The organism is Ureibacillus thermosphaericus (assembly GCF_002370195.2).
Lineage (GTDB): Bacteria > Bacillota > Bacilli > Bacillales_A > Planococcaceae > Ureibacillus > Ureibacillus thermosphaericus.
In genome coordinates this window covers 713,221-736,268 of sequence record NZ_AP018335.1, presented here as the reverse complement: position 1 = coordinate 736,268, position 23,048 = coordinate 713,221, and the positions used below count along the sequence as shown (strand labels likewise).

At 38.2% G+C, this 23,048-nt stretch carries 22 protein-coding genes and 2 other annotated features; all 22 genes read right to left on the bottom strand.

Annotated features, from left to right (window positions below; genetic code table 11):
* Positions 1 to 97: 97 nt before the first annotated feature.
* Positions 98 to 349: a 50S ribosomal protein L7ae-like protein gene (locus UtA1_RS03475; protein ID WP_016838548.1), complete on the bottom strand. Its 252-nt coding sequence runs from the start codon at positions 347 to 349 to the stop codon at positions 98 to 100.
* Positions 350 to 605: 256 nt separating this feature from the next.
* Positions 606 to 4,295, bottom strand: a complete 3,690-nt coding sequence (gene rpoC, locus UtA1_RS03470) for a DNA-directed RNA polymerase subunit beta' (protein ID WP_096550060.1) — start codon at positions 4,293 to 4,295, stop codon at positions 606 to 608.
* Positions 4,296 to 4,406: 111 nt separating this feature from the next.
* Complete coding sequence (gene rpoB, locus UtA1_RS03465; RefSeq protein ID WP_172597819.1) at positions 4,407 to 7,967, bottom strand: DNA-directed RNA polymerase subunit beta; 3,561 nt, start codon at positions 7,965 to 7,967, stop codon at positions 4,407 to 4,409.
* A gap of 244 nt (positions 7,968 to 8,211) precedes the next feature.
* Positions 8,212 to 8,811 (bottom strand): class I SAM-dependent methyltransferase, encoded by a 600-nt coding sequence (locus tag UtA1_RS03460; RefSeq protein ID WP_096550058.1) that lies wholly within the window; start codon positions 8,809 to 8,811, stop codon positions 8,212 to 8,214.
* An 88-nt stretch (positions 8,812 to 8,899) separates the two neighbouring features.
* Positions 8,900 to 9,265, bottom strand: a complete 366-nt coding sequence (gene rplL / locus UtA1_RS03455; protein ID WP_096550057.1) for a 50S ribosomal protein L7/L12 — start codon at positions 9,263 to 9,265, stop codon at positions 8,900 to 8,902.
* 73 nt (positions 9,266 to 9,338) lie between these two features.
* The gene (gene rplJ, locus UtA1_RS03450; protein WP_096550056.1) at positions 9,339 to 9,839 is read right to left on the bottom strand and encodes a 50S ribosomal protein L10; all 501 of its coding nucleotides are present in this window, start codon (positions 9,837 to 9,839) and stop codon (positions 9,339 to 9,341) included.
* Between the two features lie 32 nt (positions 9,840 to 9,871).
* Positions 9,872 to 10,015: a sequence feature (ribosomal protein L10 leader region), on the bottom strand.
* 67 nt (positions 10,016 to 10,082) lie between these two features.
* Positions 10,083 to 10,781: a 50S ribosomal protein L1 gene (rplA, locus tag UtA1_RS03445; protein ID WP_096550055.1), complete on the bottom strand. Its 699-nt coding sequence runs from the start codon at positions 10,779 to 10,781 to the stop codon at positions 10,083 to 10,085.
* A 109-nt stretch (positions 10,782 to 10,890) separates the two neighbouring features.
* The gene (gene rplK / locus UtA1_RS03440; RefSeq protein WP_016838541.1) at positions 10,891 to 11,316 is read right to left on the bottom strand and encodes a 50S ribosomal protein L11; all 426 of its coding nucleotides are present in this window, start codon (positions 11,314 to 11,316) and stop codon (positions 10,891 to 10,893) included.
* 251 nt (positions 11,317 to 11,567) lie between these two features.
* Entirely contained in the window at positions 11,568 to 12,104 is a 537-nt protein-coding gene (nusG, locus tag UtA1_RS03435) for a transcription termination/antitermination protein NusG (RefSeq protein ID WP_016838540.1), read from the bottom strand.
* Positions 12,105 to 12,253: 149 nt separating this feature from the next.
* Positions 12,254 to 12,439, bottom strand: a complete 186-nt coding sequence (gene secE / locus UtA1_RS03430; RefSeq protein ID WP_016838539.1) for a preprotein translocase subunit SecE — start codon at positions 12,437 to 12,439, stop codon at positions 12,254 to 12,256.
* Positions 12,440 to 12,483: 44 nt separating this feature from the next.
* The gene (gene rpmG, locus UtA1_RS03425) at positions 12,484 to 12,627 is read right to left on the bottom strand and encodes a 50S ribosomal protein L33 (RefSeq protein WP_083839531.1); all 144 of its coding nucleotides are present in this window, start codon (positions 12,625 to 12,627) and stop codon (positions 12,484 to 12,486) included.
* Between the two features lie 81 nt (positions 12,628 to 12,708).
* Positions 12,709 to 13,356, bottom strand: a complete 648-nt coding sequence (gene sigH, locus UtA1_RS03420) for an RNA polymerase sporulation sigma factor SigH (RefSeq protein ID WP_016838538.1) — start codon at positions 13,354 to 13,356, stop codon at positions 12,709 to 12,711.
* A 70-nt stretch (positions 13,357 to 13,426) separates the two neighbouring features.
* Positions 13,427 to 13,939 (bottom strand): NYN domain-containing protein, encoded by a 513-nt coding sequence (locus UtA1_RS03415; protein ID WP_016838537.1) that lies wholly within the window; start codon positions 13,937 to 13,939, stop codon positions 13,427 to 13,429.
* 2 nt (positions 13,940 to 13,941) lie between these two features.
* Positions 13,942 to 14,691 carry a 23S rRNA (guanosine(2251)-2'-O)-methyltransferase RlmB gene (rlmB, locus tag UtA1_RS03410; RefSeq protein ID WP_096550054.1) on the bottom strand — a complete coding sequence of 250 codons (750 nt, stop codon included), beginning with the start codon at positions 14,689 to 14,691 and terminating at the stop codon, positions 13,942 to 13,944.
* A gap of 1 nt (position 14,692) precedes the next feature.
* Positions 14,693 to 15,103, bottom strand: coding sequence for a Mini-ribonuclease 3 (locus UtA1_RS03405; RefSeq protein ID WP_096550053.1), 411 nt, complete (start codon positions 15,101 to 15,103; stop codon positions 14,693 to 14,695).
* A 1-nt stretch (position 15,104) separates the two neighbouring features.
* The gene (cysS, locus tag UtA1_RS03400) at positions 15,105 to 16,508 is read right to left on the bottom strand and encodes a cysteine--tRNA ligase (protein ID WP_016838534.1); all 1,404 of its coding nucleotides are present in this window, start codon (positions 16,506 to 16,508) and stop codon (positions 15,105 to 15,107) included.
* Positions 16,509 to 16,634: 126 nt separating this feature from the next.
* Positions 16,635 to 16,848, bottom strand: a binding site (T-box leader).
* A 48-nt stretch (positions 16,849 to 16,896) separates the two neighbouring features.
* Complete coding sequence (gltX, locus tag UtA1_RS03395; RefSeq protein ID WP_016838533.1) at positions 16,897 to 18,357, bottom strand: glutamate--tRNA ligase; 1,461 nt, start codon at positions 18,355 to 18,357, stop codon at positions 16,897 to 16,899.
* Between the two features lie 190 nt (positions 18,358 to 18,547).
* A complete protein-coding gene (gene ispF, locus UtA1_RS03390) occupies positions 18,548 to 19,027 on the bottom strand; it encodes a 2-C-methyl-D-erythritol 2,4-cyclodiphosphate synthase (protein WP_016838532.1) in 480 nt (159 codons plus the stop codon).
* Between the two features lie 177 nt (positions 19,028 to 19,204).
* On the bottom strand, positions 19,205 to 19,915 hold the full coding sequence (gene ispD / locus UtA1_RS03385) for a 2-C-methyl-D-erythritol 4-phosphate cytidylyltransferase (protein WP_096550052.1): 711 nt from the start codon (positions 19,913 to 19,915) through the stop codon (positions 19,205 to 19,207).
* 32 nt (positions 19,916 to 19,947) lie between these two features.
* Entirely contained in the window at positions 19,948 to 21,042 is a 1,095-nt protein-coding gene (locus tag UtA1_RS03380) for a PIN/TRAM domain-containing protein (RefSeq protein WP_016838530.1), read from the bottom strand.
* Positions 21,043 to 21,240: 198 nt separating this feature from the next.
* A complete protein-coding gene (radA, locus tag UtA1_RS03375; protein ID WP_096550051.1) occupies positions 21,241 to 22,611 on the bottom strand; it encodes a DNA repair protein RadA in 1,371 nt (456 codons plus the stop codon).
* Positions 22,612 to 22,730: 119 nt separating this feature from the next.
* Positions 22,731 to 22,994, bottom strand: a complete 264-nt coding sequence (locus tag UtA1_RS03370; protein ID WP_126434401.1) for a hypothetical protein — start codon at positions 22,992 to 22,994, stop codon at positions 22,731 to 22,733.
* Positions 22,995 to 23,048 lie beyond the last annotated feature (54 nt).

Below are 23,048 nucleotides of genomic sequence, written 5' to 3'. Positions count from 1 at the left end.
GGTTTTTCCTCCCTTCATGTTATCGTTTTTTAATACCACATATCCAGGTGGTTCATTTTTAGGGTAAAAACAAAGCTTTTGTGTTTTTCCACAAAAACTACTCCGCAGCAATCGCAACAACTGCAGCTCCAACTTGGATTCCGCACGCTTTGCCAAGCTCTTTTCTTGATTCCACAAGATCTACCGGAATTCCATTTTCCTTTGCAAGGGCAATAACCGGTTCTGTTATTCTCTCTTCTGCATCTTGTGCTACAATGAGCTCTTTTACTCGGCCAGCTTTTATTGCTTTTACTGCTTGCTTTGTACCAATGATTGTTTTACTTGCCTGTTTAACTTTTTCATAAGACATTGACAATATCCTCCGAAGTACAGACAGTTACTATCAACCCTAAGTATATTATCATTATCATTTCAATCTGTCAATTTTTTTTGTAATTGAGTTAAAAAATTTTTTTGATAAGTATAGAAACAGAGCAAGTAAACGATTTAATGAATTTATTCCATTATTCATCCAGTGAAAATGGCTTGAGCCTCCCTATCGCATAATGTTTGTTTACAACTTCGGAGACTCAAGCTCTTGTATTTTCACTGAAATGTTTTCCGAATTATTCGGCTGATGTTAATTCTTCTAGAGCGCTAACAGGCTCTTCTTTGATCTTGATTTGACGATATCTTTGCATACCTGTACCTGCTGGAACAAGTTTTCCTAGAATTACGTTCTCCTTCAATCCGAGTAGCGGATCTCGCTTACCTTTAATTGCAGCATCTGTTAATACACGAGTTGTTTCTTGGAATGATGCAGCAGATAAGAAGGATTCCGTTTCAAGCGAAGCTTTCGTAATTCCAAGGATAACTGGACGACATGTTGCAGGTACTTTACCATTCATAATCGCTTCTTTATTTGCTTCTGTGAATTGGTGAACATCGAGGAGTGTTCCAGGAAGTAAGTCTGTATCTCCAGCTTCAATTACGCGAACTTTTCGAAGCATTTGACGTACCATTACTTCGATGTGTTTGTCCCCGATTTCTACCCCTTGCATACGGTATACTTTTTGAACTTCTTTTAATAAATATTCTTGTACCGTTGCTACGTCTTTGACTTTTAATAATTGTTTTGGATCAATTGAACCGTCAGTTAGAATTTGACCTTGTTCTACTTCGTCACCTACAGCAACTTTCAATCGTGCATTGTAAGGAGCTTGATATTTACGAGTTTCAATTTCACCAACAACAGTAATTTCTCTTAAGCCGTCACGACTTTCTTCAACTTCAGTAACGACACCTTTAATTTCTGAAATAAGAGCCTGACCTTTTGGATTACGCGCCTCGAAGATCTCCTGAATACGTGGAAGACCTTGCGTAATGTCGTTACCAGCAACCCCACCAGTGTGGAATGTACGCATCGTTAACTGTGTACCTGGTTCACCGATTGATTGAGCAGCGATAATTCCAACCGCTTCTCCCACTTCAACCTCTTCACCAGTTGCTAAGTTGATACCATAACATTTTTTACATACACCATGTTTTGTATTACATGTGAATGCTGAACGGATTGATACTTTTTCAATACCAGCATCAATAATTTTTCGAGCGATATCTTGCGTAATTAAATTGTCGCGCTCTAAGATTATTTCGCCTGTTTCAGGATGACGAATTGTTTTCTTAGCATAGCGTCCAACAATACGTTCTTCAAGCGTTTCAATTACTTCAGTACCATCCATTAACGCACCGATCGTTAATCCACGGTCTGTACCGCAATCTTCTTCACGAATAATCACGTCTTGTGCAACGTCAACAAGACGGCGAGTTAAATAACCAGAGTCCGCAGTTTTTAGCGCAGTATCCGCAAGACCTTTACGGGCACCGTGTGTTGAAATGAAGTATTCCAATACGCTTAAACCTTCACGGAATGAAGATTTAATTGGAAGTTCGATAATACGACCAGCTGGGTTGGCCATGAGTCCACGCATACCTGCAAGCTGAGTGAAGTTCGATGCGTTACCACGGGCACCGGAGTCACTCATCATGAAGATCGGATTCAATCTTGGTAAAGAGTTCATTAGTTTTGCTTGGATTTCATCTTTTGCTTCAGACCAGCTTGAAATTACGCGGTCATAACGTTCTTCTTCTGTAATTAAACCGCGACGGAATTGTTGCATTACTTTATCAACTTTTTTCTGAGCTTTATCTAAAATTTCACCTTTTTCAGGTAATACAACGATATCTGAAATACTTACTGTAATACCCGCACGCGTTGAATATTTAAATCCTAAATCTTTCATGCGGTCTAGCATTTTGGATGTCTCTGTAATATGGAATCGCTTGAATACTTCCGCAATAATGCTTCCTAAGAATTTTTTACGGAATGGAGGAATCAACTCTTGATCCTCAATGTATTTTTTCAATACCGCTTTACGCTGATATTCGATTTTTTCTTGTTCAGATAGTTGATTATATTCTTCTGAAGCTTCTAGTTCTTTTAGTAGCTCATCATCGATTGTTAAGCTGACAAAGTATTTATCTGGTGTAGCTACTTCCAAGTTGTAAGATGTTGGTTCGTTAATGTATGGGAAAGACTCTGGCAAAATTTCATTAAAGATAATTTTACCTACTGTTGTAATCAAGATTTTTTTATTTTGCTCTTCCGTAAATGTTTTATTGTTTAAAGAGCTTGCTTTTACGGCAATTCGGCTATGCAGGTGCACATTACCGTTTTGGTAAGCAATTAACACTTCATCTGGACTAGAGAATACTGAACCTTCTCCACGAGCACCTTTGCGCTCAAGAGTTAAATAGTAGTTTCCTAATACCATGTCTTGGGAAGGTGTTACAACCGGCTTACCGTCTTTTGGATTTAGGATGTTTTGTGCAGCAAGCATCAGTAAACGAGCTTCCGCTTGAGCTTCTGCTGATAACGGCACGTGAACCGCCATTTGGTCACCGTCGAAGTCAGCGTTATAAGCTGTACATACAAGCGGGTGTAGTCGTATTGCACGACCTTCAACTAAAGTTGGTTCGAACGCTTGAATTCCCAATCTGTGAAGCGTTGGAGCACGGTTAAGTAACACTGGATGTTCTTTAATTACGTCTTCAAGCACATCCCATACTTCGTTGTGCATACGTTCAATTTTGCGTTTTGCGCTCTTAATGTTGTGAGCCAAGCCTCTTTCAACTAACTCTTTCATTACAAAAGGCTTAAATAATTCAATCGCCATTTCTTTAGGTAGACCACATTGATACATTTTTAACGTTGGACCAACGACGATAACGGAACGACCAGAATAGTCTACACGTTTACCAAGCAAGTTTTGACGGAAACGTCCTTGTTTACCTTTTAACATGTGTGACAAGGATTTTAATGGTCGATTACCCGGTCCCGTTACAGGACGACCTCTACGTCCATTATCGATCAATGCATCTACCGCTTCTTGCAACATGCGTTTTTCGTTTTGAACTATAATGCTAGGAGCCCCTAAATCTAAAAGGCGTTTTAAACGATTGTTACGGTTAATAACACGACGATATAAATCGTTTAAGTCAGATGTTGCGAATCGGCCACCATCCAGCTGTACCATTGGTCGAAGCTCTGGTGGGATAACCGGAAGCACCTCTAATACCATCCACTCTGGTCTATTTCCAGAACTGCGGAATGATTCAATGACTTCAAGGCGTTTAATTGCTCGGGTGCGACGTTGACCTTGAGCTGTTTTTAATTCTTCTTTTAATTTATTTGCTTCTTCCTCTAGGTCAATTTGCTCTAGAAGTTTCTTGATAGCTTCTGCACCCATTCCTGCTTCAAAGCTATTACCAAACTTTTCACGGCAAGTACGATATTCTTTTTCAGATAAAAGTTGTTTCTTCTCTAAGTTTGTAACGCCAGGATCGATTACTACATAAGAAGCAAAATAAATTACTTCTTCCAATGCCCTTGGAGACATATCAAGAATGAGCCCCATACGGCTTGGAATTCCTTTAAAGTACCAAATGTGTGAAACTGGCGCCGCAAGTTCGATGTGTCCCATACGTTCACGTCGAACTTTTGCTCGCGTTACTTCTACACCACATCGGTCACATACTACACCTTTATATCGAACGCGTTTGTATTTTCCACAGTGACATTCCCAGTCTTTCGTCGGACCAAATATGCGTTCGCAGAAAAGACCATCTTTCTCAGGTTTTAATGTACGATAGTTAATTGTCTCAGGTTTTTTTACTTCCCCATAGGACCAAGAACGAATTTTATCCGGTGAAGCCAAACCAATTTTCATAAATTCGAATTCATTTACGTCAACCAAGGAGCCTACCTCCCTTTAGTTATAAGTCCTTTTGACATTCATTAATTAAGATTTCTGAATCAGAGAGTTTTAATGAAGAATCGGGCAGGCGTCTACCTGCCCACATGTAGATTAATTTTGAGTTTCAACAGGTTTTTCTTCTTTAGTTGGCAAGATGTTTAGGGCATCAGCTGGTTGTAGATCATCATCATCATCCATATCTCTCAGTTCAATCTCTTCTTCGTCTACAGTAAGCATTTTCACATCTAATCCTAGTGATTGAAGTTCTTTAATTAATACTTTGAAGCTTTCTGGCACGCCTGGTTCTGGAACACTTTCACCTTTTACAATCGCTTCATATGTTTTCACACGTCCTACAACGTCGTCTGATTTGATTGTCAATAGTTCTTGTAGTGTATATGCTGCACCATACGCTTCAAGTGCCCAAACCTCCATCTCACCGAAACGTTGACCACCAAATTGTGCTTTACCACCTAATGGTTGTTGCGTTACAAGTGAATATGGACCTGTTGAACGGGCATGAAGTTTATCGTCAACCATGTGCGCCAATTTGATCATATACATGATACCAACTGATACTCGGTTATCAAACGGTTCTCCTGTACGTCCATCATAAAGAATTGTTTTACCGTCTCTATTCATTCCGGCTTCTTCCATCGTATTCCAAACATCTTCTTCGTTCGCACCATCGAATACAGGTGTCGCCATGTATTCGCCTAATAAGTGTGCAGCCATACCTAAGTGTAACTCTAACACTTGTCCGATGTTCATACGAGATGGTACGCCCAATGGATTTAACATGATGTCAACTGGAGTTCCGTCTGGCAAGAATGGCATATCTTCTTCAGGTAAAATACGGGAAATTACCCCTTTGTTACCGTGACGACCGGCCATTTTGTCACCGACGCGAATTTTACGTTTTTGAACAATATAAACACGCACTAATTGGTTTACTCCAGGTGGTAATTCATCACCGTCTTCTCGATTAAACACTTTAACATCGAGGACGATTCCACCTGCTCCATGTGGTACACGTAATGACGTATCTCGAACTTCACGAGCCTTTTCACCGAAAATGGCATGAAGTAAGCGTTCTTCAGCAGTTAATTCCGTAACTCCTTTTGGTGTTACTTTACCTACTAAAATATCACCGTCACGTACTTCAGCACCAATTCGAACGATACCGCGATCATCAAGATTACGTAGCGCATCTTCACCGACATTTGGTATATCGCGAGTAATTTCTTCTGGGCCTAGTTTAGTATCTCGAGATTCAGATTCATATTCTTCAATATGAATGGATGTATAAATATCATCTTTTACAAGACGTTCGTTCATAATAATCGCGTCTTCGTAGTTGAAACCTTCCCAAGTCATGAAAGCAACAAGAACGTTGCGACCTAGAGCAAGTTCGCCTTTATCCATGGAAGGTCCATCTGCAAGAATATCTTTTGGTTTTACGCGATCCCCAACTTTAACGATTGGGCGTTGATTAATACAAGTTCCATGGTTGGAACGCTGGAATTTTTGAAGCTTATATTTATCCAGTTCGCCTTTTACTTCTTTTCCATCTCTAATTTCAATTCGACGAACATGGATTTCACGCGATTCAACATGTTCAACGATTCCTTCATACTTATTAACTACAGCAGCACCAGAGTCCCGAGCGTTTACGTATTCCATTCCTGTCCCTACATACGGAGCCTCTGGTTGAATTAATGGTACTGCTTGACGTTGCATGTTTGCACCCATTAATGCACGGTTAGAGTCGTCGTTTTCTAAGAATGGGATACATGCTGTCGCAGCAGATACGACTTGTTTAGGTGATACGTCCATGTAGTCAACTAATTCTCTTTTGAATACTGTGTTGTCTCCACGGAATCGACCTAAAACTTCCTCGTTGGCAAAAGTTCCGTCTGGATTTAACGGTGAGTTTGCCTGAGCTACGATGTAGTTGTCTTCCTCATCGGCTGTTAAGTAGTCAATTTGGTCTGTCACTCGGCCTGTTTCAGGATCAACACGACGATAAGGTGTTTCAATAAAACCAAACTTATTCACTTTCGCATAAGTTGATAATGAGTTAATTAGACCGATGTTTGGACCCTCTGGTGTTTCAATAGGACACATGCGGCCATAGTGCGAGTAGTGAACGTCCCGCACTTCCATACCAGCACGTTCTCTCGTCAAACCACCAGGTCCTAAAGCGGAAAGGCGGCGTTTATGCGTCAATTCTGCTAGTGGATTTGTTTGGTCCATGAATTGCGATAATTGAGAGCTACCAAAGAACTCTTTTATTGATGCAATAACTGGACGAATATTAATCAATTGTTGTGGTACGATTGACGCTGTGTCATTAATTGACATGCGCTCACGCACAACTCGTTCCATACGCGATAGTCCAATACGGAATTGGTTTTGCAACAACTCACCAACAGAGCGTAAACGACGATTTCCTAAATGGTCGATGTCATCAACATTTCCTACACCATAAAGTAAGTTGAAGAAGTAGGATAATGACGCGATAATATCCGCAGGAGTTAAATGTTTTACCTCTTCATCAACGTAAGCATTGGAAATGACATTGATGATTTTTCCATCTTCGTCATTAGGAGCATATATTTTAATGGATTGGATTGTAATATCTTCATCCAATACACCACCTACTTGAGATAATGTACGGAATCCAACACCCTTCTCTAAATAAGGAATAATTTTATCTAACGTACGTCGGTCAAGAATTGTATCTTTTTCAACAATAATTTCTCCTGTTTCAGGATCTACTAACGTTTCTGCGATTTTTTGATTAAATAGACGATTTTTTATGTGAAGCTTTTTATTCATTTTATAACGCCCAACGGCTGCTAAATCATAGCGTTTAGCATCGAAGAAGCGGGAATATAGCAAGCTTTTTGCACTTTCAACTGTCGGTGGTTCACCTGGACGAAGGCGTTCATAGATTTCTAATAGCGCCTTTTCAGTGCTATCTGTATTATCTTTCTCAAGCGTATTTCTCAAATACTCATTATCACCGATAATATCGATAATTTCTTGGTCTGAACCAAAGCCTAACGCTCTTAGAAGCACTGTTGCAGGCAATTTACGTGTGCGATCGATGCGAACATAGATAATATCTTTTGCATCCGTTTCAAACTCCAGCCATGCACCACGGTTTGGAATGACTGTTGCACCGAAGCCTTTTTTGCCGTTTTTGTCCGTTTTATCGTGATAATATACGCTTGGTGAACGTACCAATTGGGATACAATTACACGCTCGGCACCGTTAATAATAAAAGTGCCTGTTTCTGTCATTAATGGGAAATCCCCCATAAAGACATCTTGTTCTTTAACTTCATCTGTTTCTTTGTTATGAAGACGTACCTTTACGCGCAATGGTGCTGCATAAGTTACATCGCGCTCCTTACATTCATCGACATCATATTTTGGTTCTCCTAAAGAATAGTCGATGAATTCTAGTGAAAGATTGCCTGTGAAATCCTCAATAGGGGAAATTTCTTTAAACATTTCAAGCAATCCTTCTTTAAGGAACCAGTCGTAAGAGGCTGTTTGAATCTCTATTAAATTCGGAAGCTCCAGCACCTCTTTAATACGCGCAAAGCTTCTACGCTGGCGGTGTCGTCCATACTGAACTAGTTGACCTGTCAACTTATTCACCCCTCAATAAAGCGATAATAGGTCTTTGCAAAATCAAATAAATAGTGTATGATTTTCCAAAGACAAAAAGAAAACGAGACTTTTTCAAAACCTCATTTTCGGTTAAACTTAACTTATTCATGGCAAGTATACCCACATAAAAATTATTGCATACAAAAGGGCATACTCCCAAAAAATAATATTTTTGCATTTTATTATGTTATCATAGCCGATTTGTCAAGTCAATATTTAATGGGAATTCGTTTTATTTTTCAGCTTTGATAATCCAATATCCCTTTTTCTTCTCGACAATTTCCACTGACCGAAACTTTTCTTCCAAATACTTTAACGTAGATGGTGCTCCTTGTTTCTTCTGAATCACAACCCAAAGTTCTCCACTTGTACACAAATGCTGATAAGCCCCGTCATAGATTTTAAAAACCGTCTCTTTCCCAGCTCGAATTGGCGGGTTCGTTAACACAGCAGCAACTTGGACTTGCTCATCCACATATACACCGTCACTTTCATAAATACGCACATTTTGGATTCCGTTCAATTCTGCATTCTTTCTAGCTAATTGAAGTGCTCGCTCATTAATATCCATCATATATACTGTTCGCTCTGGATATTGTTTTGCTATCGCTAACCCGATTGGACCGTAGCCACAACCAACGTCTAAAACAATTCCTTCTACATCGGGCATGTTAAATGTATCAATTAACAAACGGGATCCAAAATCTACTTCGCTTTTACTAAACACTCCTGTATCTGTTTCAAATAAAAATGAGTGTCCTAATAAAGTAAACTGCCATTGTTGAGGTTTACTTTCCGTTTGAGGCTTTCGTGAATAATAATGTTCAGTCATTTGAGTGGCCTCCCTAAATAAATGAAGAAAAGCTCGCCAAATAGGACGAGCTTTTTATTTTTTGGTATAAACGATACTCAAGCAATTATTACTTAAGTTCTACAGAAGCGCCAACTTCTTCAAGTTTAGCTTTGATTTCTTCAGCTTCTTCTTTAGAAACGCCTTCTTTAAGTGGTTTTGGAGTGTTGTCAACTAATTCTTTTGCTTCTTTTAAGCCAAGGCCTGTAAGTTCGCGTACAACTTTGATAACTTTGATTTTTTGATCTCCAGCGTTAGCTAATACTACATCGAATTCAGATTTTTCTTCTGCAGCAGCACCTGCAGCAGCGCCACCTACAACTGCAACTGGAGCAGCAGCAGTTACGCCGAATTCTTCTTCGATAGCTTTTACTAAATCGTTTAATTCAAGAACTGTCATTTCTTTAATAGCTTCAATAATTTGTTCTTTAGTCATTCCATATTCCTCCTATATAGGTATTTTTGTTAGGCTATTTGCCTGTATTCGAAATATTGGTTTAAGCGATAAATTACGCACCTTGTTCTTCTTTTTGTTCTGCAACAGCTTTTGTTGCAAGAGCGAAGTTGCGGATTGGAGCTTGAAGTACAGATAGTAACATTGAAAGTAAACCTTCGCGAGATGGAAGGTCAGCAAGAGCTTTAACCTCTTCAACTGTAGCAACGTTTCCTTCAATAACACCCGCTTTAATTTCTAATGCATCGTTTTCTTTTGCGAAGTTGTTAATGATTTTAGCTGGTGCTACAACATCTTCTGTAGAGAAAGCGATCGCATTTGGACCTGTTAAATATTCATTAAGTCCTTCTAGTCCAACTTCTTCAACAGCACGGCGAGTTAAAGTGTTTTTATAAACTTTAAATTCTACGCCAGCTTCACGAAGTTGTTTACGCAATTCAGTAACTTGAGCTACGTTTAAACCGCGGTAATCAACAAGCACTACAGAAGCAGAATTTTTAAATTTGTCTGCAATCTCTTGTACTTGTACTTTTTTTGCTTCAATTGCCTTAGACATTTTGACACCTCCTATTAGAATGGGTCATTCATACCGATAAAACAAAAGCCTTCGTGTAGACACACGAAGGCATAAAAAGTCATCATCTTAAAAAAGAATCCGATTTTATGTCCTCGGTAGGGAAGTTTAAGTGCAAAGAGCACCCCTACTGTCTACGGTACAAATGGATTACTATATTCAGAACATCATCCATAATACTAACGAATAGGATGAATGTCAATAGTTTTATTCTATCTTTATTTATTATTTAATCACTACGCTAGAAGCGTCAATTTTAATTGATGGCCCCATTGTAGTAGTGATGTTTACAGATTTCATGTAAGTACCTTTAGCTGCAGCAGGTTTTGCTTTTTGAATTGCTTCGAATACAGCTAAGAAGTTTTCTACTAATTTTTCTGTTTCGAAAGATACTTTACCGATAGGAGCGTGAACGATACCAGCTTTATCAGCGCGGTATTCTACTTTACCTGCTTTGATTTCTTGGATTGCTTTCGCAACATCGAAAGTAACTGTTCCTGTTTTAGGGTTTGGCATTAATCCTTTTGGACCTAAAATACGACCTAATTTACCAACCTCACCCATCATATCAGGTGTAGCTACGATTACATCAAACTCAAACCAACCTTGTTGGATTTTGTTGATGTAGTCTACATCGCCTACATAGTCTGCTCCAGCAGCTTCAGCTTCCTTCGCTTTTTCACCTTTAGCAAATACTAATACACGTTGAGTTTTACCTGTTCCGTTTGGAAGCACAACTGCTCCACGGATTTGTTGGTCATTTTTACGAGTATCAATATTTAAACGGAAAGCTACTTCTACTGTTGCATCAAATTTAACATTGCTTGTTTTTTGAGCTAATGCAACAGCTTCTTCTACTGGATATAATTTAGTTTTATCAATTAATTTTGCAAGTTCTTGCATTCTTTTACTGCGTTTTACCATTACTTTTTCCTCCTTTGTGGTTTTAGCGGAAATTTACCTCCCACGAATAAAGGTTGCGTGTTCAACAGAACTTGCGCAACCTACAAAAACTAACACGAATTACAATGGATTAGTCAACGATTTCAATACCCATGCTTCGTGCTGTACCTTCAACCATTGCCATAGCCGCTTCAACAGATGCAGCATTTAAATCAGGCATTTTTAGTTCTGCGATTTCGCGAACTTTATCACGTTTAACCGTTGCAACTTTTTTACGGTTTGGCTCACCAGAACCTGATTCAATACCTGCTGCTTTTTTAAGCAATACAGCTGCAGGTGGAGTTTTTGTAATAAAAGTGAAAGAACGGTCTTCGAATACTGTAATTTCAACAGGTATAATTAAACCTGCTTGATCAGCAGTACGAGCGTTAAATTCTTTACAGAATCCCATGATGTTTACACCTGCTTGACCTAATGCAGGACCAACTGGTGGAGCTGGATTCGCTTTACCAGCAGGGATTTGAAGTTTAACAATTTTAATAACTTTTTTAGCCACGAGACACACCTCCTTAAGTCCGTGATGTGGTATATTGGGTTGCCCCTCCCACTCAAATATACATTTATCAGCCATGCCGATAAAATATCATTAACTCATATCGCAGACTAAAAAAACTAGTCTGACCTATGAAATGATATCATTTTTCATATTCTTAAGCAAGTAAAAATATTATAAAGATATAAATTATTTGTTAACCAAATTGGTTAAAATGTGCAAACCATTGAAATTTTTTACTCTTTTTTAAAGGTTTATACCCGTTGTACTTGTTCGAAATCTAATTCCATTTTCGTTTCCCGACCGAACATGTCAACTGAAACTTTTACTTTTCCTTTATCCACATCGATTTCCTCTACATTTCCTTGGAAATGAGCAAATGGTCCATCTAACACTTCAACTAGATCGCCAACAGCAATATCTAACTCGCCAATTGCTTTTTTGTGTAATCCCATTGAACGAAGCAGACGATCTACTTCTTCAGGCAGTAAAGGTGTCGGTTTTGCTCCTCCGCCTGATGAGCCAATAAATCCTGTCACTCCTGGGGTATTGCGAACAACGTACCAAGAATCATCAGTTAAAATCATTTCAACTAATACGTAACCCGGGAAAACTTTTCGCATCACCGTACGTTTTTTTCCATCTTTTAAATCAGTTTCTTCATGTTCAGGGATGATTACACGGAAAATGAGATCTTGCATCCCCATTGTTTCTACTCGTTTTTCGAGATTTGCTTTTACACGATTTTCATAACCTGAATAAGTATGAACTACATACCATTGTTTTTCCATAATGTATATTGGACTATTCGTCCTTCCCTCCTTTACAATTACAACCCGTTGAATCTGTATTTAATATTATAATTTACAACATAAATGAAAAAAACCCGCGAAATGTTAGACGGGCTATTTTTCGAAAGATATTTAGTATGGGGCTATAATTATATTTTTAAATACCAACGGAATGCTCCCGAAATCAATAAATCTACAAGCACAAAAAAGATTGCTACAAAAATGACTGTTGTGATTACAACAATCGTATATTTTGTAAGCTCTTTGCTTTTTGGCCAGCTTGTCTTTCTCATTTCGGACATAACTTCTTGCAGAAATTGTTTTATTTTGCCCATTCTAGCTTAACCTCCGAATAAATCATCTGTCTTCTCTATTTCAACTAGCGCGTTTGTTTGTGTAATGTGTGTCGATTGCAGCGCTGACAATACTTTTTCAATTGTAATCTAGTTGAGCTGTCTTTTTCAGGATAAGTGTAATTTCTAGAACCACACTCTTCACAGCTTAATACAATTTTCTTTGCCACTGAAAAAACCTCTATTCTGGCATTTTATCTTTTAAAGACTAACACCAAAAAAACATGCTGTCAATAATTGAGGAATGAGTTTCAAATAATTTCCCCATTTTCTAAATGGCGCTCCAATTTCCGTTTCACCCGTTGCAATGCATTATCAATTGACTTTACATGACGATTTAATTCTTCAGAAATCTCATTATAAGATTGTCCATCTAAATATAAAGTAAGCACTTGTTGTTCAAGTTCGCTTAAAATTTCGCTAATTTTTTCTTCCAAATAGGAGTACTCTTCTCGGTTAATCATTAAATGTTCTGGATTTTCTGATTCCGAGCATGTAATGACATCCATCAACGTCCGATCCGACTCTTCATCATATATTGGTTTATCAAGAGAAACATAGGAATTGAGTGGAATATGTTTCTGACGCGTTGCCGTCTTAATAGCAGTAATAATTTGGCGCGTAATACATAACTCTGCAAAAGCTTTAAAGGAAACAAGCTTGTCCTCTTTAAAATCTCTTATGGCTTTATATAAACCTATCATTCCCTCTTGTATAATATCTTCCTTGTCCGCTCCTATTAAAAAATAAGAGCGAGCTTTCGCCTTTACGAATACACGGTATTTATTAATTAAGTAATCTAACGCCTCTGTATTACCTTGATGCACTAGTTCAACAAGTTGTTCATCCGTTAGCTCGTCAAAAGATTGTACTACTTGCGATTGCTCTGTTTTTAGCAACGGCCTCACCCCAGACGTATAAATCATATTAGGAACAGTATATATGAATTGGAAAATATAGGTCAATTGATTATTTTAAACCTCTTCTCCATTTTTCGAAGGCTAACTCTACTTCTTTCGATAATGGGATTCTAGATTTAGGTCTTTCTTTCTGCGAAGTTTCTACTCTTTTTGATATTTTTGATTGAATAATTTCCAACTCTATTTCTAGTTCACGGGCTGATTTCCGAAGGGCACCATTCCCAAATATTACGTTTTGCTCCGTCATATCAGAAGTTGCTACGTATATTTGGACTTTCCTCCCTTTCAGCTCGTTTGATAATTTTTCAATACGCTCATCTGCCGTTTCGTTCTTTCTTGTAAAAATTACTTCCACCGCATTTTGTACATAAGATTTCTCTGCCCCAGAAACATGATAGGCATCGAAAACAACAATCACCCGCCATCCCATAGCGGCTTTATATTCTGCCATTAGTTCAAGCAGGCGATTTCTAGCTTCCTCTAAATCTGTATCTTTTAAAGGCCGCAATTCTTTCCAAGCACCTATCATATTGTATCCATCAACTATTAGAATGTTTTTCATAACTAATCATTCACTTCTTGACGTTTTCGGTACACTTCATACATTAATAATGCCGCCGCAACAGACGCATTCAATGAATTAACATGCCCAACCATTGGCAAATGGTAGAGAAAGTCACATTTCTCCTTCAGTAGTCTACTCATTCCTTTCCCTTCACTTCCAATAATGATAGCTAGCGGCAAGGTAGCATCCATTTTTCGATAGTCGGTGCTACCTTTTGCATCTGTTCCAGCAATCCAGACGCCTCTTTCTTTTAACTCATCTACTGTTTGCACTAAATTGTTCACTCTGCAAACAGGAACATGCTCAATAGCTCCTGTAGAAGCTTTCGCTACCGTTGCTGTAAGTCCAACAGAACGTCTCTTTGGTATGATTATACCATGAACGCCAATCGCATCTGCAGTTCGCATAATTGAGCCAAGATTATGAGGGTCTTCTAATTCATCTAAAATGATGAAAAATGGATCTTCGCTTCTTGCTTTGGCCACATCAAATAAATCATCGAGTTCCGCATACTTATAAGCAGCGACAGAAGCAACGATACCTTGATGGTTGGCGCTTGAAAGTTGATCGATTTTTTTCTTTGGCACAAACTGTACAAATACTCCTCGTTCGCGGGCTAAATCCAGCACTTCCTTAATTCCCGATTTTTTCACACCTTCACTAATCCATATTTTGTTCATTTCTCGGCCTGAACGAAGGGCTTCTAATACCGGGTTTTTACCAGCAATCATTTCTCCACTTTCGCTCATGTTATGACGCTCCTTTCGCTTCTTCAACGATTTGTATTGCATATTCAATTATTTTATTCATACGTTCATACTGTTTTGTTAAATAAAGACTGCCGAGAACTGCTTCAAATCCGGAACTATTGCGATAAGTTTGAACATCCGTATTTTTCGGAACAGTACCAGACTTTGCATTGCGCCCACGTCTATAAATTGCTAACTCTTCTTCCGTTAAATACTGTTCTTCTATCATGCGATGCACAATCATTGATTGAGCTTTAGCAGAGACATATTTTGTCGCCTCATGGTGCAGCGTATTCGGTTTCGTTCGACCGCTTAACAATAAATGTTCCCTAACGCGCACCTCTAAAACGGCGTCCCCCATATATGCTAATGCAAGTGCGTTTAATTGCTTAATATCAACTTGTTGTGCCATCTTATGAACCTCGTTTCCAGCGAGTACCTTGTCGTGTATCTTCTAAAATTATGTTCATACTTAATAATTGGTCACGAATTTCATCCGCTCTCTTGAAATCACGATTTTTTCGTGCAATATTACGCTCTTCAATTAACTTTTCAATTTCTTCGTCTAAAATTTCCATCTCAACAGCTAATTTAATTCCTAAAACACCACTAAGAACTTCAAATGTTTCAATAAATGCTTTTAGCACTTTTTCATCCGTATTTGTTTCGTTTACATACGTATTTGACGTGCGAGCTAGTTCAAATAAAACAGAAATACCGTTAGCTGTATTGAAATCATCATCCATTTCCTTCTCGAATTGTTTTTTCAACTCATCGATTTTTTCTAAATACAATTCACTATTTTCTGCAAGGTTCGTCGTAGATTTTAGTCGATGTTGAAGATTCGAATAAGCTGTGCGCAAGCGCTCCAATCCACTTCGAGCGGATTCAATCAATTCTTCTGAGAAATTGATTGGATGACGATAATGTACAGAAAGCATGAAAAATCTTAATACTTGCGGATCAATTTTCTGGATAATATCGTGGACTAATACGAAATTCCCAAGAGATTTTGACATTTTTTCGTTATCAATATTAATATACCCATTATGCATCCAGTAACGGGCAAAAAGTTTTCCGGTATAGCTTTCAGACTGAGCAATTTCATTTTCGTGGTGCGGGAACGTTAAATCTTGACCTCCAGCATGAATGTCAATTGTGTCACCTAGATGAGCTCTTGCCATTACGGAGCATTCAATATGCCATCCAGGTCGTCCTTCACCCCAAGGGCTACTCCAGTGAATTTCACCTGGTTTTGCAGCTTTCCAAAGAGCAAAGTCTAGTGGGTCTTCTTTCTTTTCACCCGCTTCGATACGTGCGCCTACTTTTAAATCATCAATTGACTGATGACTTAGTTTTCCATAACCTTCAAACTTGCGTGTGCGGAAATATACATCCCCTTGAGATTCATAAGCATACCCTTTATTGATTAATACTTTAATAAATTCAATAATATCATCCATATGTTCTGTCACTCTCGGATGAACATCCGCTTTTTTGCATCCAAGTGCAGTGATATCCTCAAAATAAGCTTTTATAAAACGCTCTGTCAGTTCAGAAACTTCTTCTCCTAACTCGTTAGCTGCCTTAATAATTTTGTCGTCCACATCGGTGAAGTTTGATACATACTTCACATCAAACCCTTTATATTGCAAATATCTTCTTACGGTATCATAGACAATGGCAGGACGTGCATTGCCTATATGAATGTAGTTATAAACAGTTGGTCCGCATACGTACATTTTTACTTTTCCCTCTTCAAGAGGAACAAATGGTTCTTTTCTTCTTGTTAACGTATTGTAAATTTGAATTGCCATGTCATTCTCTCCTTTAGCCAATTTTCTCCGAACAAATATATCCTTCTATAACTAAATTACCACCATTTCTCTACAGGTAGCCAATAAAAATTAGCTGAATAAAAAACGCCTCCATCATATCACTATGACAGAGACGCCAATTCGCGCGGTTCCACTCTGGTTGAAAGCATGAAGCTTTCCGCTCGAGGTCTTTAACGGTGACTAGCCGACTTGCCTACTCCATTTCAGCAAAGTGCTCAAAGGTGCATTTCCGTAAAATAGAGGTTTAGGTCACTTTCAGCCTGTGGTGACCCTCTCTTTCAAACATATTTTACGTACTTCTCCTTTTCAACGCTTTCACTTTTATATCATTATATCCAAGGCTCAAAAACCGTTCATCTAAAAAATATTAATTTGTGAATTTTTCTAATCGGGCTAAAACTTTTTCTTTGCCCACTAATTCGATTGCATCCGCCAATTCCGGACCATGAGTTTGGCCTGTTGTCATCACTCGAATTGGCATAAATAAGTTTTTCCCTTTATATCCAGTTTCTTTTTGTACTGCTTTAATTGCCGCTTTAATTGACGAAGCATCAAAAGCTTCCGAAGCCTCTAATTGCTGTTTAAATGATGCAGCCAATTCTTTAATATGTTCTAAAGCTAGTACTTCTTGGGCAGCTTCATCATATTCAATTTCATCTTTAAAGAACAAGCTAGATAATTCAACAATTTCTGCACCATAACTCATTTGATTATGGTATAACGCAATCAATTTTGTTGCCCATTGTTTTTGTTCACTAGTCAATTCTAAAGGAAGTAAACCGGCTTTTTGCAAGTGAGGAAGTGCTAAGTCTACTACTTCATCCAATGACAATTTTTTAATGTATTGGTTGTTCATCCATGTTAGTTTATTCCGGTCAAACATTGACGGTGATTTTGATAAACGCTTCTCATCAAAAATTTCAATCAATTGTTCTTTTGTAAAGATTTCTTCTTCCCCTTCCGGAGACCAACCAAGCAATGCAAAGAAGTTGAACATCGCTTCTGGTAAATATCCAAGCTCTTTATATTGAGAAACGAACTGGATAATGGATTCATCACGTTTTGATAACTTCTTATGATTTTCGTTCACAATGATTGTTAAATGGCCGAACTCAGGGTATTCCCAATCGAAAGCATCAAAAATCATCATTTGTTTCGGCGTATTAGATAAGTGTTCTTCTCCGCGGAATACATGCGTAATTTCCATATAATGGTCATCCAAAACAACCGCAAAGTTATAAGTAGGAATTCCATTCGCCTTCACGATAACCCAATCGCCAATATCTTTAGATTCAAAAGTAACTTCTCCGCGCACTAAATCATTAAATTTGTATGTTACATTTTCTGGAACTTTAAAACGGATTGTATAAGGAATTCCCTGCGCTTCTTTTTCAGCGATTTCCTCTTTCGTTAAATGGCGGCATTTGCCTTCGTAAGTTGGAGCAGGAATGCCTTTTGCTCTTTGGGCTTCTCTTGAAGCTTCCAATTCTTCAGGTGTGCAGAAACATTTATAAGCTAGACCTCGTTCTAATAGCTCTTCCGCATGTTTCTTATATATATCTAGTCTTTCCGTTTGGCGATATGGCGCATAAGGTCCGCCAATATCTACAGATTCATCTGGAATTATTCCAAGCCAGCGCAGATTATCAAGCTGTGACGCTTCTCCACCCTCAACATTGCGCTCCGTATCCGTATCTTCAATGCGAACAACAAATGTTCCGTTGTAATGTTTTGCAAACAAATAATTAAATAACGCAGTACGCGCTCCACCAATATGTAAATGACCGGTAGGACTTGGCGCATACCGAACACGAACTTGTTTTGTCATAATTTTTCCTCCTAAGTTTACCAGATAAAAACCTTCATTTTTATTTGGCCACTACTAGAATATTGCCATTTCCAATGCTTCCCTTAACTTTTGTACATTTTACCACTCTGTCTTCACATTGAAAAGTTAATGAGAGGGAAGAAATTTTAACTTTTCAGGAACGAATTCATCTTCTTTCAACATTTGAGAACTATTGCTTTTTTATTAACAATATTGTTGCTAATGCTGCTATACCTTCTTCTCGGCCAACAAAGCCTAATTTTTCCGTTGTAGTTGCTTTGACGTTTACTTGAGACGGGTTCGCATCCAAAAGTTCTGCTATGCGATTTCGCATTTGCTCAATATATGGAGCCATTTTAGGCTTTTGAGCCATAATTGTACAATCAACATTCCCAAGAATATACCCTTTATCATTTACTATTTTCCATATATACTCCAATAATTTCGCTGAATCTGCATCTTTATATTTTGGATCTGTATCTGGAAAATGACGTCCGATATCTCCTTCTCCAATTGCTCCAAGGGCCGCATCTGTAATTGCATGTAATAACACATCCGCATCGGAATGACCAACAAGGCCTTTCGTATGAGGTATCTCTATGCCTCCGATAATAAGTGGCCGCCCTTCTTGAAACGCATGCACATCAAATCCTTGTCCAACACGAAACATATTGTAGCTGCATGATGAAAGACTGTTCAGCCTTATATGCAGCGTTCACCATCCTTTACTGTAAAATCAGATTCCAATTTGCCACTTCATATATTAACATATTTCCCATTTGTATGGATTGTAAGCATGCATTTAACCCAATTATTATGTATGGAAACAAGAAAAGACCTCACCAATCTAAAAGATTTGTGAGGTACCTTCTTTCTGCATCTGGCGGTTTTTTAAGATGGCTTCACCAAATAATAAATCTTCTTTCGTCGTCATTTTAATATTTTCATAATTGCTTTCAACAATATGGATTTCATAACCGAGGCGCTCCACTAGCATCGCTTCGTCCGTTCCTAAAAATCCTTCTTTTTCCGCTACATCCTCCGCATGCCGTAACAGTTCGTAACGAAATGCTTGCGGCGTTTGGATTGACCATAGGTTTTCCCGATCTACCGTTTCAACAATAATACCATCTTGTACTTTTTTCATCGTATCCTTCGCTCGAACTCCTGCTATCGCAGCCCCTTTTTCATATGCGGTTTCCACTAAACGGTCAATGACTTGTTGGGATATAAACGGTCTTGCAGCATCATGGACGAGAACAATCTCCACATCATTCATTACTTTTAAACATGAATGAACAGAATGTTGACGTTCTTTCCCTCCATTTGGTAAACCCTTTACCTTTGTAATTTTATAATCTTTTAATAAATGTTGAATATAGTCCCTTTCTTCAGGTTTTACCGCTAAATATATTCCCGTACAGTTTCTATCCTTTTGAAAAATTTCGAGGGTGTGAATGAGGATCGGTTTATTCGCTAAAGATAAAAATAATTTATTTTTTCCCGCTCCCATCCGTTTTCCGCTACCGGCTGCTGGCAATACTACTTCGTAATCCACTTGCTCAACTCCTACTCTTACTTTTCAACGGTTTATGCAACTTGTTCGTCTTTTGGTTTAGCAAAAATCATGCGACCGGCGGATGTTTGCAGTACGCTTGTAACGGTGACTGTAATAGATTGCCCAATGTAACTACGACCACCTTCTACAACAATCATCGTTCCATCATCTAAATAAGCAACACCTTGATTTTGTTCTTTTCCATCTTTGATGACAACGACTTGCATATCCTCTCCTGGTATAACAACCGGTTTTACTGCATTCGCAAGCTCATTAATATTCAATACTTGTACATGATGAAGATCACATACTTTATTTAAGTTAAAATCATTTGTTAAAATTTTTGCTCCCATTTTTTTCGCTAACCGTACTAATTTTAAATCTACTTCTTGAACATCATCAAAATCTTCTTCAGAAATGATGACATTTACCGTTTTTCCGTCTTGTAATTTTTTCAACATATCTAACCCTCTTCGTCCACGGGTACGCTTCAATGTATCACTGGAATCCGCAATATGTTGTAATTCGGTTAATACGAACTGCGGCACCACTAAAACACCTTCTATAAATCCTGTTGTTGCGATATCCGCAATTCGACCATCTATTATGACGCTCGTATCTAACAATTTATATAGCGTTTTTTCTTGTGAAACAACTTGCCCAGAATCTCCAACTTTCTTTTTTGATCCTACACCGGATTTGGTAAATATTTGTGATAATTCTTCCCTCTTTTTAAATCCGACTCTAAATCCTAAATATCCGAGTGTAATAGATAAGATTATTGGTAAAAAATCAGTAATTACCGGTATATTGATTCGTTCAATCGCAAACCCAACAAAATATGCTACAATTAAACCGACAATTAACCCAAGAGTACCGAATAGTAGATCTGCAGCTGGAATTTTAAAAAGTACCTCTTCCATCCAGTTGATGAATTTTACACAATAATCTGATAAAGAAAACGATAGAAGAAATAATAACAACGCTCCTAATGCGACTGATGTATATGGATTATTTAACAACGGATTAGATGACAAATTTATAATTTCGTATAATGGCGGTAAAAAAACGAAACCTAGTGCTCCCCCAATAAAAAGAAAAGCAAATTGAATTACTCTTTTTAACATACAGCCACCTCCTTTTTGTGATATATTATCTTACTATTAATTATACATCGTTCATGAATCGTTTGCGATTTGAAACAACTACGAAATACATAATTTGTACTTTTTTCCCTTTTCGTCCAGAATATAAAATTATTTTTCCCAATTTCAAAAGGAAAAATGCCCATACATTATAAATATTGGTATGGACATCCCTTTTCATCAATTACCAAAACAAACTCTTAATGCTTCGTTAATGGTTTGCACCCCAATTACTTCAATGTCTTTTGGGTATTCCCAACCTCCTATATTAGAAGCAGGGATAATGGCTCGTTTAAATCCAAGTTTTGCAGCTTCATGAACTCTTTGTTCGATGCGGGATACCCGTCTTACTTCTCCGGTAAGTCCTACTTCACCGATATAAACATCTGTAACTTGAACAGGCTGATTTCTAAAGCTGGAGACTATGGAGGTAAGAACGGCGAGATCAATCGCAGGTTCGTCCAGCTTTACGCCTCCTGCCACCTTAATATATGCATCTTGCGCTTGCAACAGCATACCCATTCTTTTTTCCAAAACAGCCATCAATAATTGAACTCTATTTTGATCAACACCGGTAGCCATTCTTTTTGGATAATTGAAACTAGTTGGTGTAACTAATGATTGAATCTCGACAAGTATAGGTCTTGTACCTTCCATGGAAGCAACGACCGTCGAACCAGCTGCCCCATGTGAACGTTCTTCTAAAAATAATTCAGACGGATTTAACACTTCTTTTAAACCCGAATGAATCATTTCAAAAATAGCAATTTCATTAGTTGATCCGAAGCGATTTTTATGGCTTCTTAATATTCGATACGTATGATGTCTTTCACCTTCAAAATATAGTACGGTGTCTACCATATGTTCTAATATTCTAGGCCCTGCAATTTGCCCTTCCTTTGTAACATGTCCTACAAGAAATGTTGCAATTCCTTTCGTCTTCGCTATTCTCATCAATTCTGAAGTACATTCTCTAACTTGCGATACGCTCCCAGGAGCACTCGTCACTTCTGGATGATGCACTGTTTGAATGGAGTCAACAATGATAAACTTCGGTTGAACCTCTTCAATACTATGACGAATGAGTTCTAAATCAGTTTCAGCATAAATAAATAATTCATTTGATTGGACACCGATTCTTGTTGCGCGTAATCTTGTTTGTTTCAACGATTCTTCTCCTGAAATGTAAAGCACCCGATGTCCATTATTGGATAATTCAGCGGAAAGTTGCATAAGTAGCGTTGATTTCCCTATACCAGGATCTCCCCCAATCAAAACAAGTGAACCTGGTACTATGCCACCTCCAAGCACACGATTTAGTTCCACCATGCTTGTTTGGACTCTTTGTTCTTCTTGCGTTTCGATGCTGATAATTGGTACGGCCTTCTGACTTATAGCTTCCGAATGCTGAAACACTCCACGAGATTTCGTCATCACTTCTATTTCTTCTACAAAGGTATTCCACTCACCACAACCAGGACATCTCCCCAACCATTTAGGAGATTCATAGCCACATGATTGACAGCAAAACTTTGTTTTCTTTTTTGCCATTAGGTCCTCCTGCAAATTTTTTTGGTATAGCTATTATAACAAAGGTACTAGATTAGATTCATTGATGTACTAGAAAATTTCGTTAGACTAGGTAGGTCTATTTATTGAATATATCGGTTTTAGCACAAGAACTTGTTTGTGTAGTTACACTCTACGAAAGAAAAGCTACTTGCTCGTGCGTATGAATCCTTCACTTGTGCAGATATCCCCTCTGCTTGTGCATTTAACCACCAAACTTGTGCACATACTACCTCCACTCGTGCACATAACATCCAAACTTGTGCAAATACCACCTCTACTCGTGCACATAACATCCAAACTTGTGCAAATACCACCTCTACTCGTGCACATAACATCCAAACTCGTGCAAATACTACCTCCACTCGTGCACATAACATCCAAACTTGTGCGGATGCTCCTTAAATGGAGATGTACCT